This window comes from Martinezella miluonensis (assembly GCF_900094545.1).
In the GTDB taxonomy this organism is placed as follows: domain Bacteria; phylum Pseudomonadota; class Alphaproteobacteria; order Rhizobiales; family Rhizobiaceae; genus Rhizobium; species Rhizobium miluonense.
In genome coordinates, this window is the sequence record NZ_FMAH01000045.1 from 23,126 (window position 1) to 38,986 (window position 15,861).

Annotated in this window: 13 protein-coding genes; 11 read left to right on the plus strand and 2 right to left on the minus strand. The window is 59.4% G+C overall.

The genetic code is table 11. The features are described 5' to 3' along the window. On the minus strand, positions 1-399 hold the full coding sequence (locus GA0061102_RS26680) for a polyketide cyclase (RefSeq protein ID WP_092854838.1): 399 nt from the start codon (positions 397-399) through the stop codon (positions 1-3). Between the two features lie 296 nt (positions 400-695). Here GA0061102_RS26680 and gndA point away from each other — a divergent pair, with 296 nt between their 5' ends. Then, positions 696-2,123 carry an NADP-dependent phosphogluconate dehydrogenase gene (gene gndA / locus GA0061102_RS26685; RefSeq protein WP_092854840.1) on the plus strand — a complete coding sequence of 476 codons (1,428 nt, stop codon included), beginning with the start codon at positions 696-698 and terminating at the stop codon, positions 2,121-2,123. A 62-nt stretch (positions 2,124-2,185) separates the two neighbouring features. Here the strand turns inward: gndA and GA0061102_RS26690 are convergent, their stop codons facing one another. Beyond that, positions 2,186-3,217 (minus strand): LacI family transcriptional regulator, encoded by a 1,032-nt coding sequence (locus GA0061102_RS26690; protein WP_092854870.1) that lies wholly within the window; start codon positions 3,215-3,217, stop codon positions 2,186-2,188. A 451-nt stretch (positions 3,218-3,668) separates the two neighbouring features. On the opposite strand from GA0061102_RS26690, the gene GA0061102_RS26695 reads away from it, so the two are divergent. The 10 genes from GA0061102_RS26695 (at position 3,669) to GA0061102_RS26740 (ending at position 15,821) form a co-directional block, all read left to right on the plus strand. Beyond that, complete coding sequence (locus GA0061102_RS26695; protein WP_092854842.1) at positions 3,669-4,904, plus strand: ABC transporter substrate-binding protein; 1,236 nt, start codon at positions 3,669-3,671, stop codon at positions 4,902-4,904. A gap of 215 nt (positions 4,905-5,119) precedes the next feature. Then, a complete protein-coding gene (locus GA0061102_RS26700; RefSeq protein WP_092854844.1) occupies positions 5,120-6,025 on the plus strand; it encodes a carbohydrate ABC transporter permease in 906 nt (301 codons plus the stop codon). A 4-nt stretch (positions 6,026-6,029) separates the two neighbouring features. Continuing rightward, on the plus strand, positions 6,030-6,959 hold the full coding sequence (locus GA0061102_RS26705; RefSeq protein ID WP_092854872.1) for a carbohydrate ABC transporter permease: 930 nt from the start codon (positions 6,030-6,032) through the stop codon (positions 6,957-6,959). Between the two features lie 3 nt (positions 6,960-6,962). After that, the gene (locus GA0061102_RS26710) at positions 6,963-8,054 is read left to right on the plus strand and encodes an ABC transporter ATP-binding protein (protein ID WP_092854846.1); all 1,092 of its coding nucleotides are present in this window, start codon (positions 6,963-6,965) and stop codon (positions 8,052-8,054) included. A 57-nt stretch (positions 8,055-8,111) separates the two neighbouring features. Next, the gene (locus GA0061102_RS26715; RefSeq protein WP_092854848.1) at positions 8,112-10,574 is read left to right on the plus strand and encodes a beta-mannosidase; all 2,463 of its coding nucleotides are present in this window, start codon (positions 8,112-8,114) and stop codon (positions 10,572-10,574) included. Positions 10,575-10,651: 77 nt separating this feature from the next. Then, positions 10,652-11,413 carry a sugar phosphate isomerase/epimerase family protein gene (locus tag GA0061102_RS26720; RefSeq protein WP_092854850.1) on the plus strand — a complete coding sequence of 254 codons (762 nt, stop codon included), beginning with the start codon at positions 10,652-10,654 and terminating at the stop codon, positions 11,411-11,413. 11 nt (positions 11,414-11,424) lie between these two features. Continuing rightward, positions 11,425-12,558 carry a Gfo/Idh/MocA family protein gene (locus GA0061102_RS26725; RefSeq protein ID WP_092854852.1) on the plus strand — a complete coding sequence of 378 codons (1,134 nt, stop codon included), beginning with the start codon at positions 11,425-11,427 and terminating at the stop codon, positions 12,556-12,558. Positions 12,559-12,626: 68 nt separating this feature from the next. Then, on the plus strand, positions 12,627-13,658 hold the full coding sequence (gene mgrA, locus GA0061102_RS26730; RefSeq protein ID WP_092854854.1) for an L-glyceraldehyde 3-phosphate reductase: 1,032 nt from the start codon (positions 12,627-12,629) through the stop codon (positions 13,656-13,658). Positions 13,659-13,740: 82 nt separating this feature from the next. Continuing rightward, positions 13,741-15,351 carry a glycoside hydrolase family 43 protein gene (locus GA0061102_RS26735; RefSeq protein ID WP_092854856.1) on the plus strand — a complete coding sequence of 537 codons (1,611 nt, stop codon included), beginning with the start codon at positions 13,741-13,743 and terminating at the stop codon, positions 15,349-15,351. A gap of 143 nt (positions 15,352-15,494) precedes the next feature. Beyond that, a complete protein-coding gene (locus GA0061102_RS26740) occupies positions 15,495-15,821 on the plus strand; it encodes an RcnB family protein (RefSeq protein WP_092854858.1) in 327 nt (108 codons plus the stop codon). Positions 15,822-15,861: the final 40 nt, after the last annotated feature.

Below are 15,861 nucleotides of genomic sequence, written 5' to 3' on the forward strand. Positions count from 1 at the left end.
CTACCGTTCCATAAGTTCTTTCAGTGTTTTCAGATCCCGCAGGACATGCGCGGCATCGGCCGCGAATTGCTCTTCAGTCATGCCTGGAAGCCGGAGCAGGGTGAACATGACCTCGCAGCCATCGCCGTTCGGCACGATCCTCAAAGAATTGTGAACCTGCAGGCCCGATCCCAAGGTCACCCTGTGATCTATGACGCCGAAGTCGTTGTGAGGCGTAAAGCGCACGCGGGCGGCGCCGAGGGTGCCTTCTGCGATCCAGTCATCACCATCCTGCATCAATCCAAATGCCAGGCCCGAGGCCCAGAAAGGCATGTTTTGCGGACGGCTGGCGTAACCGTAGACCTCTCTCCAATCGCGATCGATGGAGATATGCACGATCTTCGCGCTCATGGTCGACACGGTGGTTTCCTCCTCTATATGATCCTTCACGGGGCTGCGATCGGCTGGGCAAGCGCGGGTTTGCAAATGGATGAATTACAAATCCCGCAACATTCTTGCACAGTCCTGCAAAGGGGACGATTCACGGCTTGCGAAGGCTTGCCGTTTTTCGCCCGGAGTGCAACAACAACCCCGAACGCAGGGCTGTCGCCGGTCGCGCCGAGTGTCGGCGGCATTGCGTCACATCGGATGTTGCTGCGTCCTCCGGTTCCTCGGGATGGGGACGGATGCAGTCAACGACTCACTGGAGGATTGTCGTGGAAAAGGCAGAAATCGGGCTGATCGGTCTTGCTGTGATGGGATCGAATCTGGCGCTCAACATCGCCGAAAAAGGCAACAAGATCGCAGTGTTCAACCGTACGCCACAGGTGACGGATGAATTCTACGCCAATGCTGGCGCTCTCAAGGACAAGATCATTCCTTGCAAGACGATCGAGGAGTTCGTCGAGGCGATCCGTCCGCCGCGGCCGATCATCATCATGATCAAGGCTGGCGAGCCGGTCGACCAGCAGATGGCGGCGCTGCAGCCGTATCTCGACAAGGGCGACATCATGATCGACGCCGGCAATGCCAATTTCCGCGACACGATCGCCCGTTTCGACCGTCTCAAGGACACTGGCCTGACCTTCATCGGCATGGGCGTGTCCGGTGGCGAGGAAGGTGCGCGCCATGGCCCGTCCATCATGGTCGGCGGCACGGAAGACTCCTACAAGCGCGTTGAGAAGGTGCTGACGTCGATTGCGGCCAAGTACAATGACGATCCGTGCGTTGCCTGGCTCGGCAATGACGGTGCCGGCCATTTCGTCAAGACGATCCACAACGGCATCGAATATGCCGATATGCAGATGATTGCCGAAATCTACGGCATTCTGCGCGATGGCCTTGGCAAAAGCGCTGCCGATATCAGCTCGATCTTCGGCAACTGGAACAAGGGCCGTCTCAACTCCTACCTGATCGAAATCACGGAAAAAGTTCTCGCCGCCAAAGACCCGGCAACCGGCAATGCCATGCCGGACGTCATCCTCGACAAGGCCGGCCAGAAGGGTACTGGCAAGTGGTCTGCCATCGAAGCCCAGAACATGGGCATTCCGGCAACCGCGATCGAAGCGGCCGTTGCAGCGCGTAGCCTGTCGGCTCTCAAGAGCCAGCGCGAGGCAGCCGAGAAGATCTTCGGTACGCCGGACTACAAATTCCCGATCGCTTTCGGTCCCGACCTGCTGAAGGATCTCGAGCTTGCGCTGTTTGCCGCCAAGATCGGTGCCTATGCGCAGGGCTTTGCCGTCATGGCGGAGGCTTCGAAGGAGTTCAACTGGTCGCTGCCGATGCCCGTCATCGCCAAGATCTGGCGTGCCGGCTGCATCATCCGTTCGCAGTTCCTCGACGAGATCACCAGCGCCTTCACCAAGACCCCGGATGCGGCGAACCTGATCGTCACGCCGGCCTTTGCCGAGATGGTCAAGGAATCGATCCCGTCGCTGCGCCGCATCGTTTCGGCTGCGACCGCTGCCGGTCTGCCGGTCCCGGCACTTGCTTCGGCACTGACCTATTTCGATGCCTATCGCCAGGCGCGCGGCACTGCCAACCTGATCCAGGCTCAGCGCGACTTCTTCGGCGCGCACGGCTTCGACCGTGTCGATGGCAAGGATATCCACCACGGCCCATGGGGTAGCGGCGCTCAGGGCTGAGAAGCCGGTCGAATGCGATTATGAGAAAAGCCCGCCGGAGAAATCCGGCGGGCTTTTTATCGTCAGCTCTTTGGCCATACGGGCGAACTGATGCTTTGCAGCAGTTCCGGCTCTATGCCGTCAATGCGGGCGATGATGGACTTGGCCAGCTCCCGGCCACTCTGGCGGACATCCTCATAGATTGTGATGATCTCCGGACGGATCCAGTTCAGCACGTCGGTCGATTGCTTGGCGACCATATCGATATCGCGACCGAGGCGGAAACCGGCCGCTTCGATGCCGGCATTGACGGCAATGGCGCCGGCGCCGCTCGAACAGACGATACCATCGGGCGGATGCGAGGAGCGCATCAGCGCTTCGACGCTGTCTCTGATATCGGCGAGCGGCGCATCGGTCGTTACCCTCAGCGGGATCTCTTCGGCGCCATATTCATGAAGACCGATCTGGAAGCCGATACGGATATGCGAGTAATAGGTCAGCTTGCTGACGGGTTGCAGCAGGGCCAGCCGTCGCCGCCCCTTGGCGACCAGCGCGCGTACGGCCTCATGGGCGAAAGCCTCGTTGTCGAAATCATGGAAGGGGTGGACGATGCCCATATCCGTCCGCCCATGCGTAGCGAAGGGCAGGCCGCGTTCGTGCATCAGCCGAACACGTGGATCATCCGGCTCCGTACGCGATATGATGACGCCATCGGCCGAGCCGGTATCGAGGATGTAGCGCACGGGAACCAGCGGGTCCTTGCTGTGCGAATGCGGCGTGATGACCAAGTGGTATTGCGTGCCCGCCAGAACCTCGGAAATACCGAAAACCATCTGGCTGGTGAAGCCCATGATTTCCTCGTCGATGCTCAGCACCAGCGCTATGACATTGGTCTTGCCGGTTCTCAGGCGTACGCCGGCGCGGTTCGGCTGGTAGCCCAATTGCCGGGCGACCATGCGCACTCGCTCCTTGGTCTCCGCGCCGATGTCGGGGGCATCCTTCAATGCGCGCGACACGGTGGTAATTCCGAGCCCTGTCATGAAGGCGATCGTCTTCAGCGTCGGTCGCTCCGGGGCCTTCTGCGGGCTGTTTCCTGAAATTTTCTTATTGTCCATATCGTTCCAGCTCGCCTCCCGGCCGCCCGCCTCGGCCAATCCGCTTATATTGCTCATGCCCGTGCCGCAAGCATAGATGCAATGCTGTGGCTCGTCCGTCAGTGCTCAAAACTGTAACGATACAGTGCGAATGTCGAGTGTTATTTTGGAGGTATCTTCCGCCGATATGCCCATTGGTTGTATCGCCAATCGTCATCGAGGAATCTTGCACTGGCTGGCGAAATGAGGAGTGATTGTCATGCTATTTTCCCAAAAATGGCGATAAATCAGCTAATTATACCAATATCTCTCCCTCGTGTATTGCCGGTACGGACAATGTCGCGCACAGGTAAAATCTTGCTTACAGGTTGTATATTCGATTGCCTTCAAAAAAATCACGGACAGGCTGTTGCGTGCCGAAAACGATTCGACTAGGCTTTTCCGGCAACGTTTCAGTGAGGGAGGAAAACTCATGAATATTCGTTTGGTGGCGGCCGCACTGGCTGCTTCGGTCGTGTTGCCCCTGGGAGCAGCCAATGCGACCGATCTCGAGGTAACCCATTGGTGGACGTCCGGCGGCGAAGCTGCTGCCGTAGCCGAGCTGGCGAAGGCGTTCGACGCCACCGGCAATCACTGGGTCGATGGCGCGATTGCAGGCTCCGGCGGCACCGCGCGTCCAATCATGATCAGCCGCATCACCGGCGGCGATCCGATGGGCGCCACCCAGTTCAACCATGGCCGCCAGGCAGAGGAGCTTGTGCAGGCGGGTCTCATGCGCGACCTGACCGATGTAGCGACGAAGGAACACTGGAAGGACATCATCCGCCCATCGAGCCTGCTCGATTCCTGCACCATCAAGGGCAAGATCTATTGCGCTCCGGTCAATATCCATTCCTGGCAGTGGCTCTGGCTGTCGAACGCCGCCTTCAAGAAGGCTGGCATCCCGGTTCCGAAGAACTGGGATGAGTTTGTCGCTGCGGCTCCCGCACTGGAGAAGGCTGGCATCGTTCCGCTCGCCATAGGCGGTCAGCCCTGGCAGGCTACCGGCGCCTTCGACGTGCTGATGGTCGCCATCGCCGGCAAGGATACCTTCCAGAAGGTATTCAGCGAGAAGGATGCAAAAGTGGCAGCCGGGCCGGAAATCGCCAAGGTCTTCAAGGCTGCCGATGACGCCCGCAAGATGGCCAAGGGGTCCAATGTTCAGGATTGGAACCAGGCTACCAACTTAGTCATCACCGGCAAGGCTGGTGGGCAGATCATGGGCGACTGGGCGCAGGGCGAGTTTGCTCTTGCAGGCCAGAAGGCCGGCACGGACTATACCTGCCTTCCGGGCCTCGGCGTCAACGAAATCATCTCGACAGGCGGCGATGCCTTCTACTTCCCGTTGCTGAAGGATGATGCCAAGTCCAAGGCTCAGGACGTGCTCGCCAAGACGCTTCTCGACCCCAAGGTTCAGGTCGCTTTCAACCTGAAGAAGGGCTCGTTGCCCGTGCGTGGCGATGTGGACCTCGGATCGGCCAACGACTGCATGAAGAAGGGCCTCGAAATCCTGAAGAAGGGCAATGTGATCCAGGGGACGGACCAACTTCTCTCTGCCGATACGCAGAAGCAGAAGGAAGACCTTTTCTCCGAGTTCTTCGCCAATCCTTCGATGACGCCGGAAGCGGCGCAGAAGCGCTTCGCCGATATCATCGCCGCGGCTGATTGATCTCAATCCTCTTATTGTCGTGATGCCGGTCTCCTATTGGTGGCCGGTGTCACGGCCGGAGCCGCATTCTGTGATCCGGTTCGCCACAGCACCCTTCATGGGCGGTGGACCTGCATCTATGTGAGGATCACTGTGGATGAGGATGAAGCGCGGGAGCCGCGGTTGCGAACCCGGTTTCCGATCGTTGAAGCGCTCGCGATGCAGAAGGAGCTACAATGACGGGTCAAGCGAAAGCCGGCCGGCCAAATCAATATCTGCGCAATCTGAACTCGAAGATTGCATCCATTCCAATGATCCTGACGGCCGTCGTCATCTTTTTGGGCGGCTCAATCTGGACGGTGGCTTATTCCTTCACCAGTTCAAAGCTGTTGCCGCGTTTGAACTTCGTCGGATTGGATCAGTATCACCGCCTGTGGGCGGCGCCGCGCTGGATAATATCCATCGAGAACCTTGCGGTTTACGGCATTCTTTCGATGATTTTCAGTCTCGTGATCGGCTTCGTGCTGGCAGCATTGATGGACCAGAAAATCCGCTTCGAAAATACGTTTCGCACGATTTTCCTTTATCCGTTCGCCCTTTCCTTCATCGTTACCGGCCTCGTCTGGCAATGGCTGCTCAATCCTGAATTCGGCATCCAGTCCGTGGTACGTTCACTGGGCTGGACGAGTTTCACCTTCGATCCGCTCTATACGCAGAGCATCGTCATCTACGGCGTGCTGATCGCGGCCCTTTGGCAGGGGACGGGCCTTGTGATGTGCCTGATGCTCGCGGGCCTGCGCGGCATCGACGAAGACATTTGGAAGGCCGCGCGCGTGGACGGTATCCCGATGTGGCGGACCTATCTGTTCATCGTCATTCCGATGATGCGTCCGGTCTTCATCACGACCCTCGTCATCATCGCCAGCGGTATCGTCAAGGTTTACGACCTCGTCGTCGCACAGACGAGCGGCGGCCCCGGCATCTCTTCCGAGGTCCCCGCGAAATACGTCTACGACTACATGTTCCAGGCGCAGAACCTCGGACAAGGTTTCGCAGCCTCCACCATGATGCTGGTGACCGTCGCCATCATCATTATCCCCTGGGCCTACCTGGAATTCGGCGGAGGGCGCAAGCGTGTCTGATTCAATAACTCTCAAGAATGCGAATGGCGCCGCGACGTCGACGGGCAAGACCTTCTCGGGGCCGAATGGCCGCAAGCCTCGTCCGGTGCTCTCCGGCCGCAACATCATGCTTTACGGCACGCTCTTCGTTGCCGCCGTCTACTATCTGCTGCCGCTTTATGTGATGATCGTCACGTCGCTGAAGGGGATGCCGGAAATCCGGCTTGGCAACATCTTCTCGCCGCCGCTCGAAATCACCTTCGAACCGTGGGTGAAAGCCTGGGCGACAGCGTGCACCGGTCTTAATTGCGACGGTCTTTCCCGTGGTTTCTGGAATTCGGTGCGCATTACCGCGCCGTCCACGATCCTCTCGATCGCGATCGCCTCGGTCAACGGATACGCGCTTGCCAATTGGCGCTTCAAGGGAGCCGATCTGTTCTTCTCGATCCTCGTCGTCGGAGCGTTCATTCCCTATCAGGTGATGATTTATCCGATCGTCATCGTGCTGCGTGAGATCGGTATCTACGGCACGCTGTCGGGACTTATCCTGGTGCACAGCATCTTCGGCATGCCGATCCTGACGCTTCTATTCCGCAATTATTTCGCATCGCTGCCCGTGGAGCTTTTCAAGGCGGCGCGCATCGATGGCGCGGGTTTCTGGCAGATTTTCCTGCGCATCATGCTGCCGATGTCGCTGCCGATCTTCGTCGTCGCCATGATCCTGCAGATCACGGGTATCTGGAACGACTTCCTGTTCGGCGTCGTCTTCACCCGACCGGAATACTATCCGATGACCGTGCAGCTCAACAATATCGTCAATTCTGTCCAGGGCGTGAAGGAATATAACGTCAACATGGCGGCGACGATCCTTACGGGTCTTGTTCCGCTGATCGTTTATTTCGTCTCCGGGCGGCTTTTCGTCCGTGGCATCGCCGCTGGCGCAGTGAAGGGTTGATTTATGAATAGTAGCGTTTCAATCAAGGAGCTGTCGCTCGATTTCGGCGCGGTCAGCGTTCTGAAGAACCTCAATCTTGAGATCGAGGATGGTGAATTCCTCGTGTTGCTCGGCTCGTCGGGCTGTGGCAAGTCGACCTTGCTCAACTGCATTGCGGGCCTGCTCGACATCAGCGAGGGCCAGATCTTCATCAAGGGCAAGAACGTCACCTGGGAAGAGCCCAAGGATCGCGGCATCGGCATGGTGTTCCAGTCCTATGCGCTCTATCCGCAGATGTCGGTCGAGAAAAACCTGTCCTTCGGCCTGCGTGTCGCCAAGGTGCCGCAGGACGAGATCAACAAGCGCATCGCGCGTGCGGCTGAGATCCTGCAGATCGAGCCACTCCTGAAGCGCAAGCCGGCTGAGCTTTCGGGCGGCCAGCGCCAGCGCGTCGCGATCGGCCGTGCGCTGGTGCGCGATGTCGATGTCTTCCTCTTCGACGAGCCGCTATCGAACCTCGATGCCAAGCTGCGCTCGGAGCTGCGTGTGGAAATCAAGCGGCTGCACCAGTCGCTGAAGAACACGATGATCTACGTCACCCATGACCAGATCGAGGCGCTGACGCTTGCCGACCGCATCGCGATTATGAAGAACGGCGTCATCATGCAGCTCGACGACCCCACAACGATCTACAACGAGCCGCGCAATCTTTTCGTGGCCGGCTTCATCGGCTCGCCGTCGATGAACTTCCTGCGCGGCGAACTCGTCAATCGCGAGGGCAAGGTGGTGTTTGCGACCAACGACGTGCTGTTCTCGCTCGATGGCTACAAGGCAGGCGAGACCCTGCAGGCCGGCCGCAAGGTCGTGCTGGGCGTCCGGCCTGAGCATATCAAGGTCAATGAAGAGGCAGCATCCGGTGCCGAAATCCACAATGCCACCGTCGATATCGAAGAGCCGATGGGCGCCGATAATCTGCTTTGGCTGAAGCATGCCGGCCATACCATGTCGGTGCGCGTTAACGGTGCCCGGAGGTTTGGCCCCGGTTCGGCTGTGAAGCTCGGCTTCGACATGTCTCTCGCATCGCTCTTTGATGCGCAGACAGAAGTTAGAATGTGATCCCATGCACGGAGGCGGTTTTGCCGCCTCCATCTTACAGCGGCCCCGGGAGGTCCGATGTCATCTTCGATCAATGATAACTTCACCGTCGATCTGGCCGGGGCGTGGAGGCTGACGTCTCCCGACAGCGATCATTCGCTTTCCATGTCTCTGCCCGGTGATGTGCACTCCGCACTTTATGCGGAAGGGCTTATTCCCGATCCTTTTTTCGCGCGGAACGAAGAGGCCGTGCAGTGGGTTGCCAAGCAGGATTGGGGGCTGACGCGCAGCTTCACACTCGATGATGCCGGCGGAGACTGGTATCTCGACATCGATTATCTGGACACCGTCGCCAGCGTCTACGTCAACGATGCGCTCGTGCTGGAGGCTAACAACTGCTTCCAGCGCTATCGGCCTGATGTCTCGAAGGCGCTGCAGGCAGGTGAGAATGGCATTCGCATCGTCCTGCATTCGAGCATTGCGACGGGGGCAGAGCTTCAGGCGAAGCAGCCATTCTACATTCCTTACAGCACCGGCAATTCGCCGATCCCGAACGGCAACATGCTGCGCAAGCCGCAATGCCATTTCGGCTGGGACTGGAATATTGCGATCGCGCCGCTCGGCCTTTACGGCACGATTGCGCTGAAGAAGCTTGAGATCGCGCGCATCGAGAATGTTGTCACCCAGCAGCTCCACAATGATGACGGCTCAGTCGATCTCAAGGTTACGGTAGCGCTGTTTGCCAAGGGAACGGGCGTTGCGCAGCTCTATTTCTCGCTCGACGACGAGCGGGTGCGTCTCGATGTCGGCGTTAATGCCGGGGAAACGTCGATCACCCATTTCTTCCATGTCGACAAACCCAGGCTCTGGTGGCCGGCCGGCAATGGCGAACAGGCACTCTATACTCTGTCCGTCGAAACCAATTTCGAAACCGTGACGCGGCAAATCGGCCTGCGCACGGTCGAGCTGATCACCGACGAAGACGAGGCAGGAAGCCGTTTTGCTTTGAAGATCAATGGTCGTGAGATCTTCGCGCGTGGCGCCAACTGGATTCCGGCCGATGCGCTGTTCTCTCGTTCCAAGCCGGAGCTGACCGAAGGTCTGCTGCAATCAGCCGCCGATGCCAATATGAATGTCATCCGCGTCTGGGGCGGCGGTTTCTACGAGCATGACTGGTTCTATGATACCTGCGACCGTCTGGGGCTGATGGTGTGGCAGGATTTCATGTTCGCCTGCAATCTCTATCCTTCGACGGGCGACTTCCTGGAGAATGTCGAGGCGGAAGTGGACTATCAGGTTCGCCGGCTCGCCACGCATCCGTCGATCGTGCTCTGGTGCGGCGATAATGAGCTGGTGGGCGCGCTCACGTGGTTCGAGGAATCCCGTAGGGATCGCGACCTCTATCTCGTCTCCTACGACCGCCTGAACAGGACGATCGAGAAGGCGATGAAGAAGGCGCTGCCGGATGCGATCTGGTGGCCGTCGAGCCCAGCTTCGGGCTATCTCAACTTCGGCGATGCCTGGCATGCCGACGGCTCCGGCGACATGCATTACTGGTCGGTCTGGCACGAGAACAAGTCCTTCGACAATTATCGCACCGTGCGCCCGCGCTTCTGCTCGGAATTCGGGTTCCAGTCCTATACCTCGCTGCCAGTCATCGAGACCTATGCAGAGGCGAAGGACATGAACATCGCTTCTCCGGTCATGGAACTGCACCAGAAGAATGCCGGCGGCAACGAGCGCATCGCCGGTACGATGTTCCGCTATTTCCGTTTCCCGAAGGATTTCCCGAATTTCGTCTATCTGAGCCAGGTTCAGCAGGGCCTCGCCATCAAGACGGCAGTGGAATATTGGCGCTCGCTGAAGCCGCACTGCATGGGCACTATCTATTGGCAGCTCAACGACACCTGGCCGGTGGCCTCGTGGTCCAGCCTGGATTACGGCGGCCGGTGGAAGGTGATGCATTATCTGGTGCGGCGCTTCTTCCAGCCCGTATCGGTCGCCGCAATTCCGTCCGAAGACAACAAGACGATCCGTTTCTCTATTGTCAACGACACCAATGTCGACGTCACGGCCGATATTTCCGTATCGCTGCTGAAGCTTGATGGCGAGCGTGTGCTCCTGACCACGGCGCATGCCGTCTGCACCCCCGACGCGGCAATGACTGCATTGTCGATCGATGCGGATCAGGTGCCGGCCGATTGTTTGCTGGCGTGGCGTTTCACCGCATCGAACGGCATGGGCGGTGAGGGGCATTACGTCCACGGCACTTACAAGGCCCTGGAGCTTCAGCCTTCGGGCCTGACGGTGCTGAGGGAGGAGAAGGAAGAGAACGGGACGGTGGAACTTACCGTCACCGCAAAGGGACTTGCGCTGTTCGTGATGATCGAGACCGAGGTGGAAGGGCGTTATTCCGACAATGCCTTCGATCTTGCCGCCGGCGAACGCCGCCGCATCGTTTTCACGCCGGCCAAGCCGCTGGCAGGCGGCGTGCCCGAATTCCGTATCTACGATTTGCAATCCAGCCAGTCGGTGGATTGAGGTATTTCGCCGCCACAGCGGCGTTTTCGGGCTTCTGGCCCAAGACAGACGGCCGGGAGGCCATTGGAGGACTATCGATGACGAAACTTGGATTTCAGCTTTATAGCGCCCGCAATTTTCAGCCCTATTCGGAGATCTTCGTGAAGCTCGGCAAGGCCGGCTATGCCGAGGTCGAGGGCTTCGGCGGCATTTATGCCGATCTCGACGAGACGGGCCTCAAGAACCTGCGCGCCGAACTCGACAAGAACGGCCTGAGAATGGCGAGCGGCCATTTCAGCCCGGATTTCCTCGACGGCGAAGTGCAGAAGTCGCTGACCATCGGCAAGACCCTCGGCATGGATTCGATCTATGCGCCGCATATCGCTGCCGACCAGCGTCCGACCGACGCCGCCGGCTGGCGCGCTTTCGGCAAGCGCCTGCATGAAATGAGCAAGCCCTACAAGGATGCGGGCTTCGAATTCGGCTGGCACAACCACGACTTCGAATTCGTCAAGCAGGCGGATGGTTCGCTGCCGATCGAGCAGATTTTCGAAGCTGCACCGGATATTTCCTGGGAAGCCGATATCGCCTGGGTCATCCGCGGCGGCGGCGATCCCTTTGCCTGGATCGAAAAGCTCGGTCCGCGCATCACCGCTGTTCACGTCAAGGACATTGCGCCGGCTGGCGAGAACAAGAACGAGGACGGCTGGGCCGATGTCGGTCACGGCTCTGTTCCGTGGGCGAAGCTGCTCAAGGCGCTGGCCGGCACCAAGGCCAAGCACTTCGTCGTCGAACATGACAATCCGAGCGATGTCGATCGCCTGATCACGCGCTCCATCGCATCCTTCAAGAGCTTTTGAGGCACTTCCACATGGCTAAGGAACTTGGCGTCGGCATCATCGGATGCGGCAATATCTCAACGACTTACTTCTCGCTCTCACCGCTCTTCAAGGGCCTGAAGGTGCTGGCCTGCGCGGATATCAACATGGATGCGGCGCGCGCGCGCGCCGAGGAATACAAGGTCAAGGCCCAGACCATCGACGAGCTGCTCGCCAATGACGAGCTCGACGTCATCGTCAACCTGACCATTCCGGATGCGCATTTCCCGGTTTCCAAGCGCATCCTCGAAGCGGGTAAGCACGTCTACTCCGAAAAGCCGCTCGTGCTGACCCTGGAGCAGGGCGAGGAACTGCGCCGCATCGCCAAGGAAAAGGGGCTGGCTGTCGGCTGCGCTCCGGACACCTTCCTCGGCGGTGCCCATCAGCTCGCCCGCAAATTCATCGACGACGGCGGCATCGGCCGCATCACCTCGGGCTCATGCCATGTGATGAGCCCGGGCATGGAGATGTGGCATCCGAACCCGGACTTCTTCTTCCTGCCCGGCGGCGGCCCGATCCTCGATCTCGGGCCCTATTACGTCGCCAACCTGATCAACTTGATCGGCCCGGTGAAGCGCGTCGGTGCGATGACCTCCATGGCGTCGCCGACCCGCACCATCACCAGCCAGCCGCGCAATGGCGAGATCATCCCCGTGAAGACGCCGACGACGATCCAGGCGCTGCTGGAATTCGTCAGTGGGGCAAGGATCACGCTGACGGCGAGCTGGGATGTCTGGTCGCACCGCCATGCCAACATGGAGCTTTACGGCACCGAGGGCTCGCTCTACGTGCCCGACCCGAACTTCTTCGGCGGCACCGTCGAGGCAAGCGGTCGCGACAAGGACATCAAGCCGCTGGAAAACTGGGCGCATCCTTTCGGCATCGCCAACCAGGAAAGCCCGAGCGGCCTGCGCGCCAACTATCGCACGGCCGGCCTTGCCGACATGGCGGCATCGCTGATAGACGGGCGCGATGCGCGTTGCTCGCTTGATCGCACGCTGCACGGCGTCGACGTCATGACTTCGATCCTGAAGTCCGGCGAGGAAGGTCGTTTCATCGATCTGACCACGACCTGCACGCAGCCGGCCGCACTCGGCGTCGAAGAGGCGCAGGCGCTCTTGAAGTAAGCGCAATAAAAGCTAGTTTGCGCGCGGGTAACAACCCGCGCGCTTTTTCATCTCGAAGGAATTCCACCATGGCCTGGCAACCGGCATCCGATCGCTATTCAAAAATGAAATACAACAGGACCGGCCGTTCCGGTCTGAAGCTGCCGGCCGTCTCGCTGGGGCTCTGGCACAATTTCGGTGGCGACACGCCGCATGACCGCAAGGTCGACATGTGTCGCACGGCCTTCGATCTCGGTATTACCCATTTCGATCTCGCCAACAATTACGGGCCGCCTCCCGGCAGCGCCGAGACCGCTTTCGGCGAGATCATGCGTACCGAATTCGCCGGTCTGCGCGACGAGCTCATCATCTCCTCCAAGGCCGGCTACGACATGTGGCCGGGTCCCTATGGCGAGTGGGGAAGCCGCAAGTATCTGATCGCCTCCTGCGACCAGAGCCTGAAGCGCATGGGCCTCGACTATGTCGATATCTTCTATTCGCACCGCTTCGATCCGGATACGCCGCTGGAAGAAACCTGCGGCGCGCTTGATCATATCGTCCGTTCGGGCAGGGCGCTTTATGTCGGCATTTCCTCCTACAACTCGCAGCGCACGCGCGAGGCTGCAGCGATCCTTAGGGAACTCGGCACGCCATGCCTGATCCATCAGCCGAGCTACTCCATGCTCAATCGCTGGGTCGAGGATGATGGTCTGGTGGATACGCTCGAAGATCTCGGCATCGGCTCCATCGTCTTCTCGCCGCTGGCGCAGGGCATGCTGACGACGAAGTATCTGGGCGGCATTCCGGACGATAGCCGTGCAGCCCAGAACCACTTCCTGAAGCGCGACTTCATCCGCCCGTCGATCATCGACAATATCCGCAAGCTCAACGAGATCGCCGAGAAGCGCGGCCAGACGCTGGCCCAGATGGCGATCGCCTGGGTTCTGCGCGGCGGCCGCATCACTTCCGCTCTGATCGGCGCTAGCCGCTCGTCGCAGATTGTCGATTGCGTCAAGGCGCTCGACAATCTCGAGTTTACGGCCGAAGAGCTGAAGCAGATTGATGTCTACGCCCGTGAGGCCGATATCAATCTTTGGGCCAAGTCGGCCGAGCGGGACTGATCATCATAAAACGCCCGGAACCGGTTTCTGGGCGTTTTACCTTATGCTGGCGCTCATCGTGGTCTCTGGAGGAGTAGGTTTTATGATCCGCAATCCGATCCTGCCGGGTTTCAATCCCGACCCGTCCATCTGCCGTGTCGGCGAGGACTATTATATCGCCACCTCCACATTCGAATGGTATCCGGGTGTGCAGATCCATCATTCGCGCGACCTGGTGAACTGGACGCTCGTCAGGCGGCCGCTGGAGCGTGCGTCTCAGCTCGACATGCGCGGCGAGCCTGATAGCTGCGGTATCTGGGCGCCTTGCCTCTCCTATGCCGACGGATTGTTCTGGCTCGTCTATACCGACGTCAAGCGTTACGACGGCAATTTCAAGGATGCCCACAATTACATCGTGACGTCACCGACCATCGAAGGCGAATGGTCCGAGCCGGCTTATGTGAACTCCTCCGGTTTCGATCCCTCGCTGTTCCATGACGATGACGGGCGCAAGTGGTTCGTCAACATGCAGTGGAACCACCGCACCGAGAGCTATGGCGGCTCGCCGAAGACGCCGGCTTTTGACGGTATTCTGCTGCAAGAGTGGGATCCGGCGACGAAATCCCTGAAGGGGCCGATCAGGAACATCTTTGCCGGCACGGAGCTGGGACTTGTCGAAGGGCCGCATCTCTTCAAGCGTAACGGCTGGTACTATCTGACCACGGCGGAAGGCGGCACCGGCTATGATCATGCCGTGACCATGGCGCGCTCCCGCGACATTGCCGGCCCCTACGAACTGCATCCGAACAAATATCTGATCACCTCGAAAGATCATCCGGAAGCGCCGTTGCAGCGTGCCGGCCATGGCCAATATGTCGAGACGCATGACGGTCAGTTCTATCATACGCATCTCTGCGGCCGGCCCCTGCTGCCGCATCGCCGCTGCACGCTCGGCCGCGAGACCGCTCTGCAGAAATGCGTGTGGAAGGAGGATGGCTGGCTTTATCTCGAAAACGGCACCGGTGTTCCCGATGTTAATGTCGCTGGCCTGAATGGCGCCCAGCGCATCGAGAAGCCGCGCCGCAGCGGTTATAATTTCGACGAGCGCACTCTGCCGATGGATTTCCAGTGGCTGCGCACGCCGCAGCCGGAGCGCATCTTCAGCGTAACGGAGCGTCCCGGCCATTTGCGGCTTTTCGCCCGCGAAAGCATCGGTTCCTGGTTCGAACAGTCGCTTGTCGCCCGCCGGCAGGAACATCACAGCTTCCGTGCTGAAACCGTCGTCGAGTTCGAGCCCGACACCTATCAGCAGGTTGCCGGCCTGACGCATTACTACAATCGCTTCAAACTGCATGCCATCGCGGTGACCTTGCATGAGAAGCTTGGCCGCTGCGTCACGATCATGACCTGCGCTGGCGATTATCCGAACGGTCGCCTGAGCTTCCCGATCGAGGGCGGCGTGGCAGTGCCGGATGGGCGGATCCAACTTGCCATGGAAGTGCGCGACAACGATCTGCAGTTCTTCTGGCAGGCGGAGGGCATGGGCGCATGGCAGGCGATCGGCCCGGTGCTCGATGCCGGCGTCATCTCGGACGAGGGCGGCCGTGGCGAGCATGGATCCTTCACTGGTGCCTTCACGGGCATGTTTGCCTTCGACACGTCGGGCCGGGCAAAAGCAGCGGATTTCGACTGGTTCAATTACGATGAATTGTAAGGCTGCCAATGGCTTGCGGCGATGCAGGCACAAGGCCGAACCAGCGGATCGCGTCCATTACGGAATTGTAATTCAACTGTGAGATTCGTTTCATGTCTGTCACGACAAGAACGCGTGCAGATTCTGAAATGAGGAAACAACCAATGAGAAAAATCTTCACCGTCCTTCTTGCCGCGTCCATTCTGGCGGCGCCGCTGGCTGCGACAGCGCAAGTGAAGCCGGCGCCGGCCGGCAAGCAGGTCGTCGTCCAGAAAGAGGTGGTGAAGAAGAAAGTCGTCATCCGCAAGGGCGGCTGGGTCAAGGGGCGCCGCTTGTCGCCTTCGGACCGGCATCGCGCGGCTGAGATCGACTATCGCGCCTACCAGCTGTCCACGCCTCCGCGCGGCTATCACTGGGTTCGCATCAAAAACAATTTCCTGCTCGTCGGCATTACGAGTGGCCTGATCTCTAAGGTGCATGACGCCCGTTAGTTCGGACGTAATTATCGCCAAACGAAGCAAGGGCGGTCCC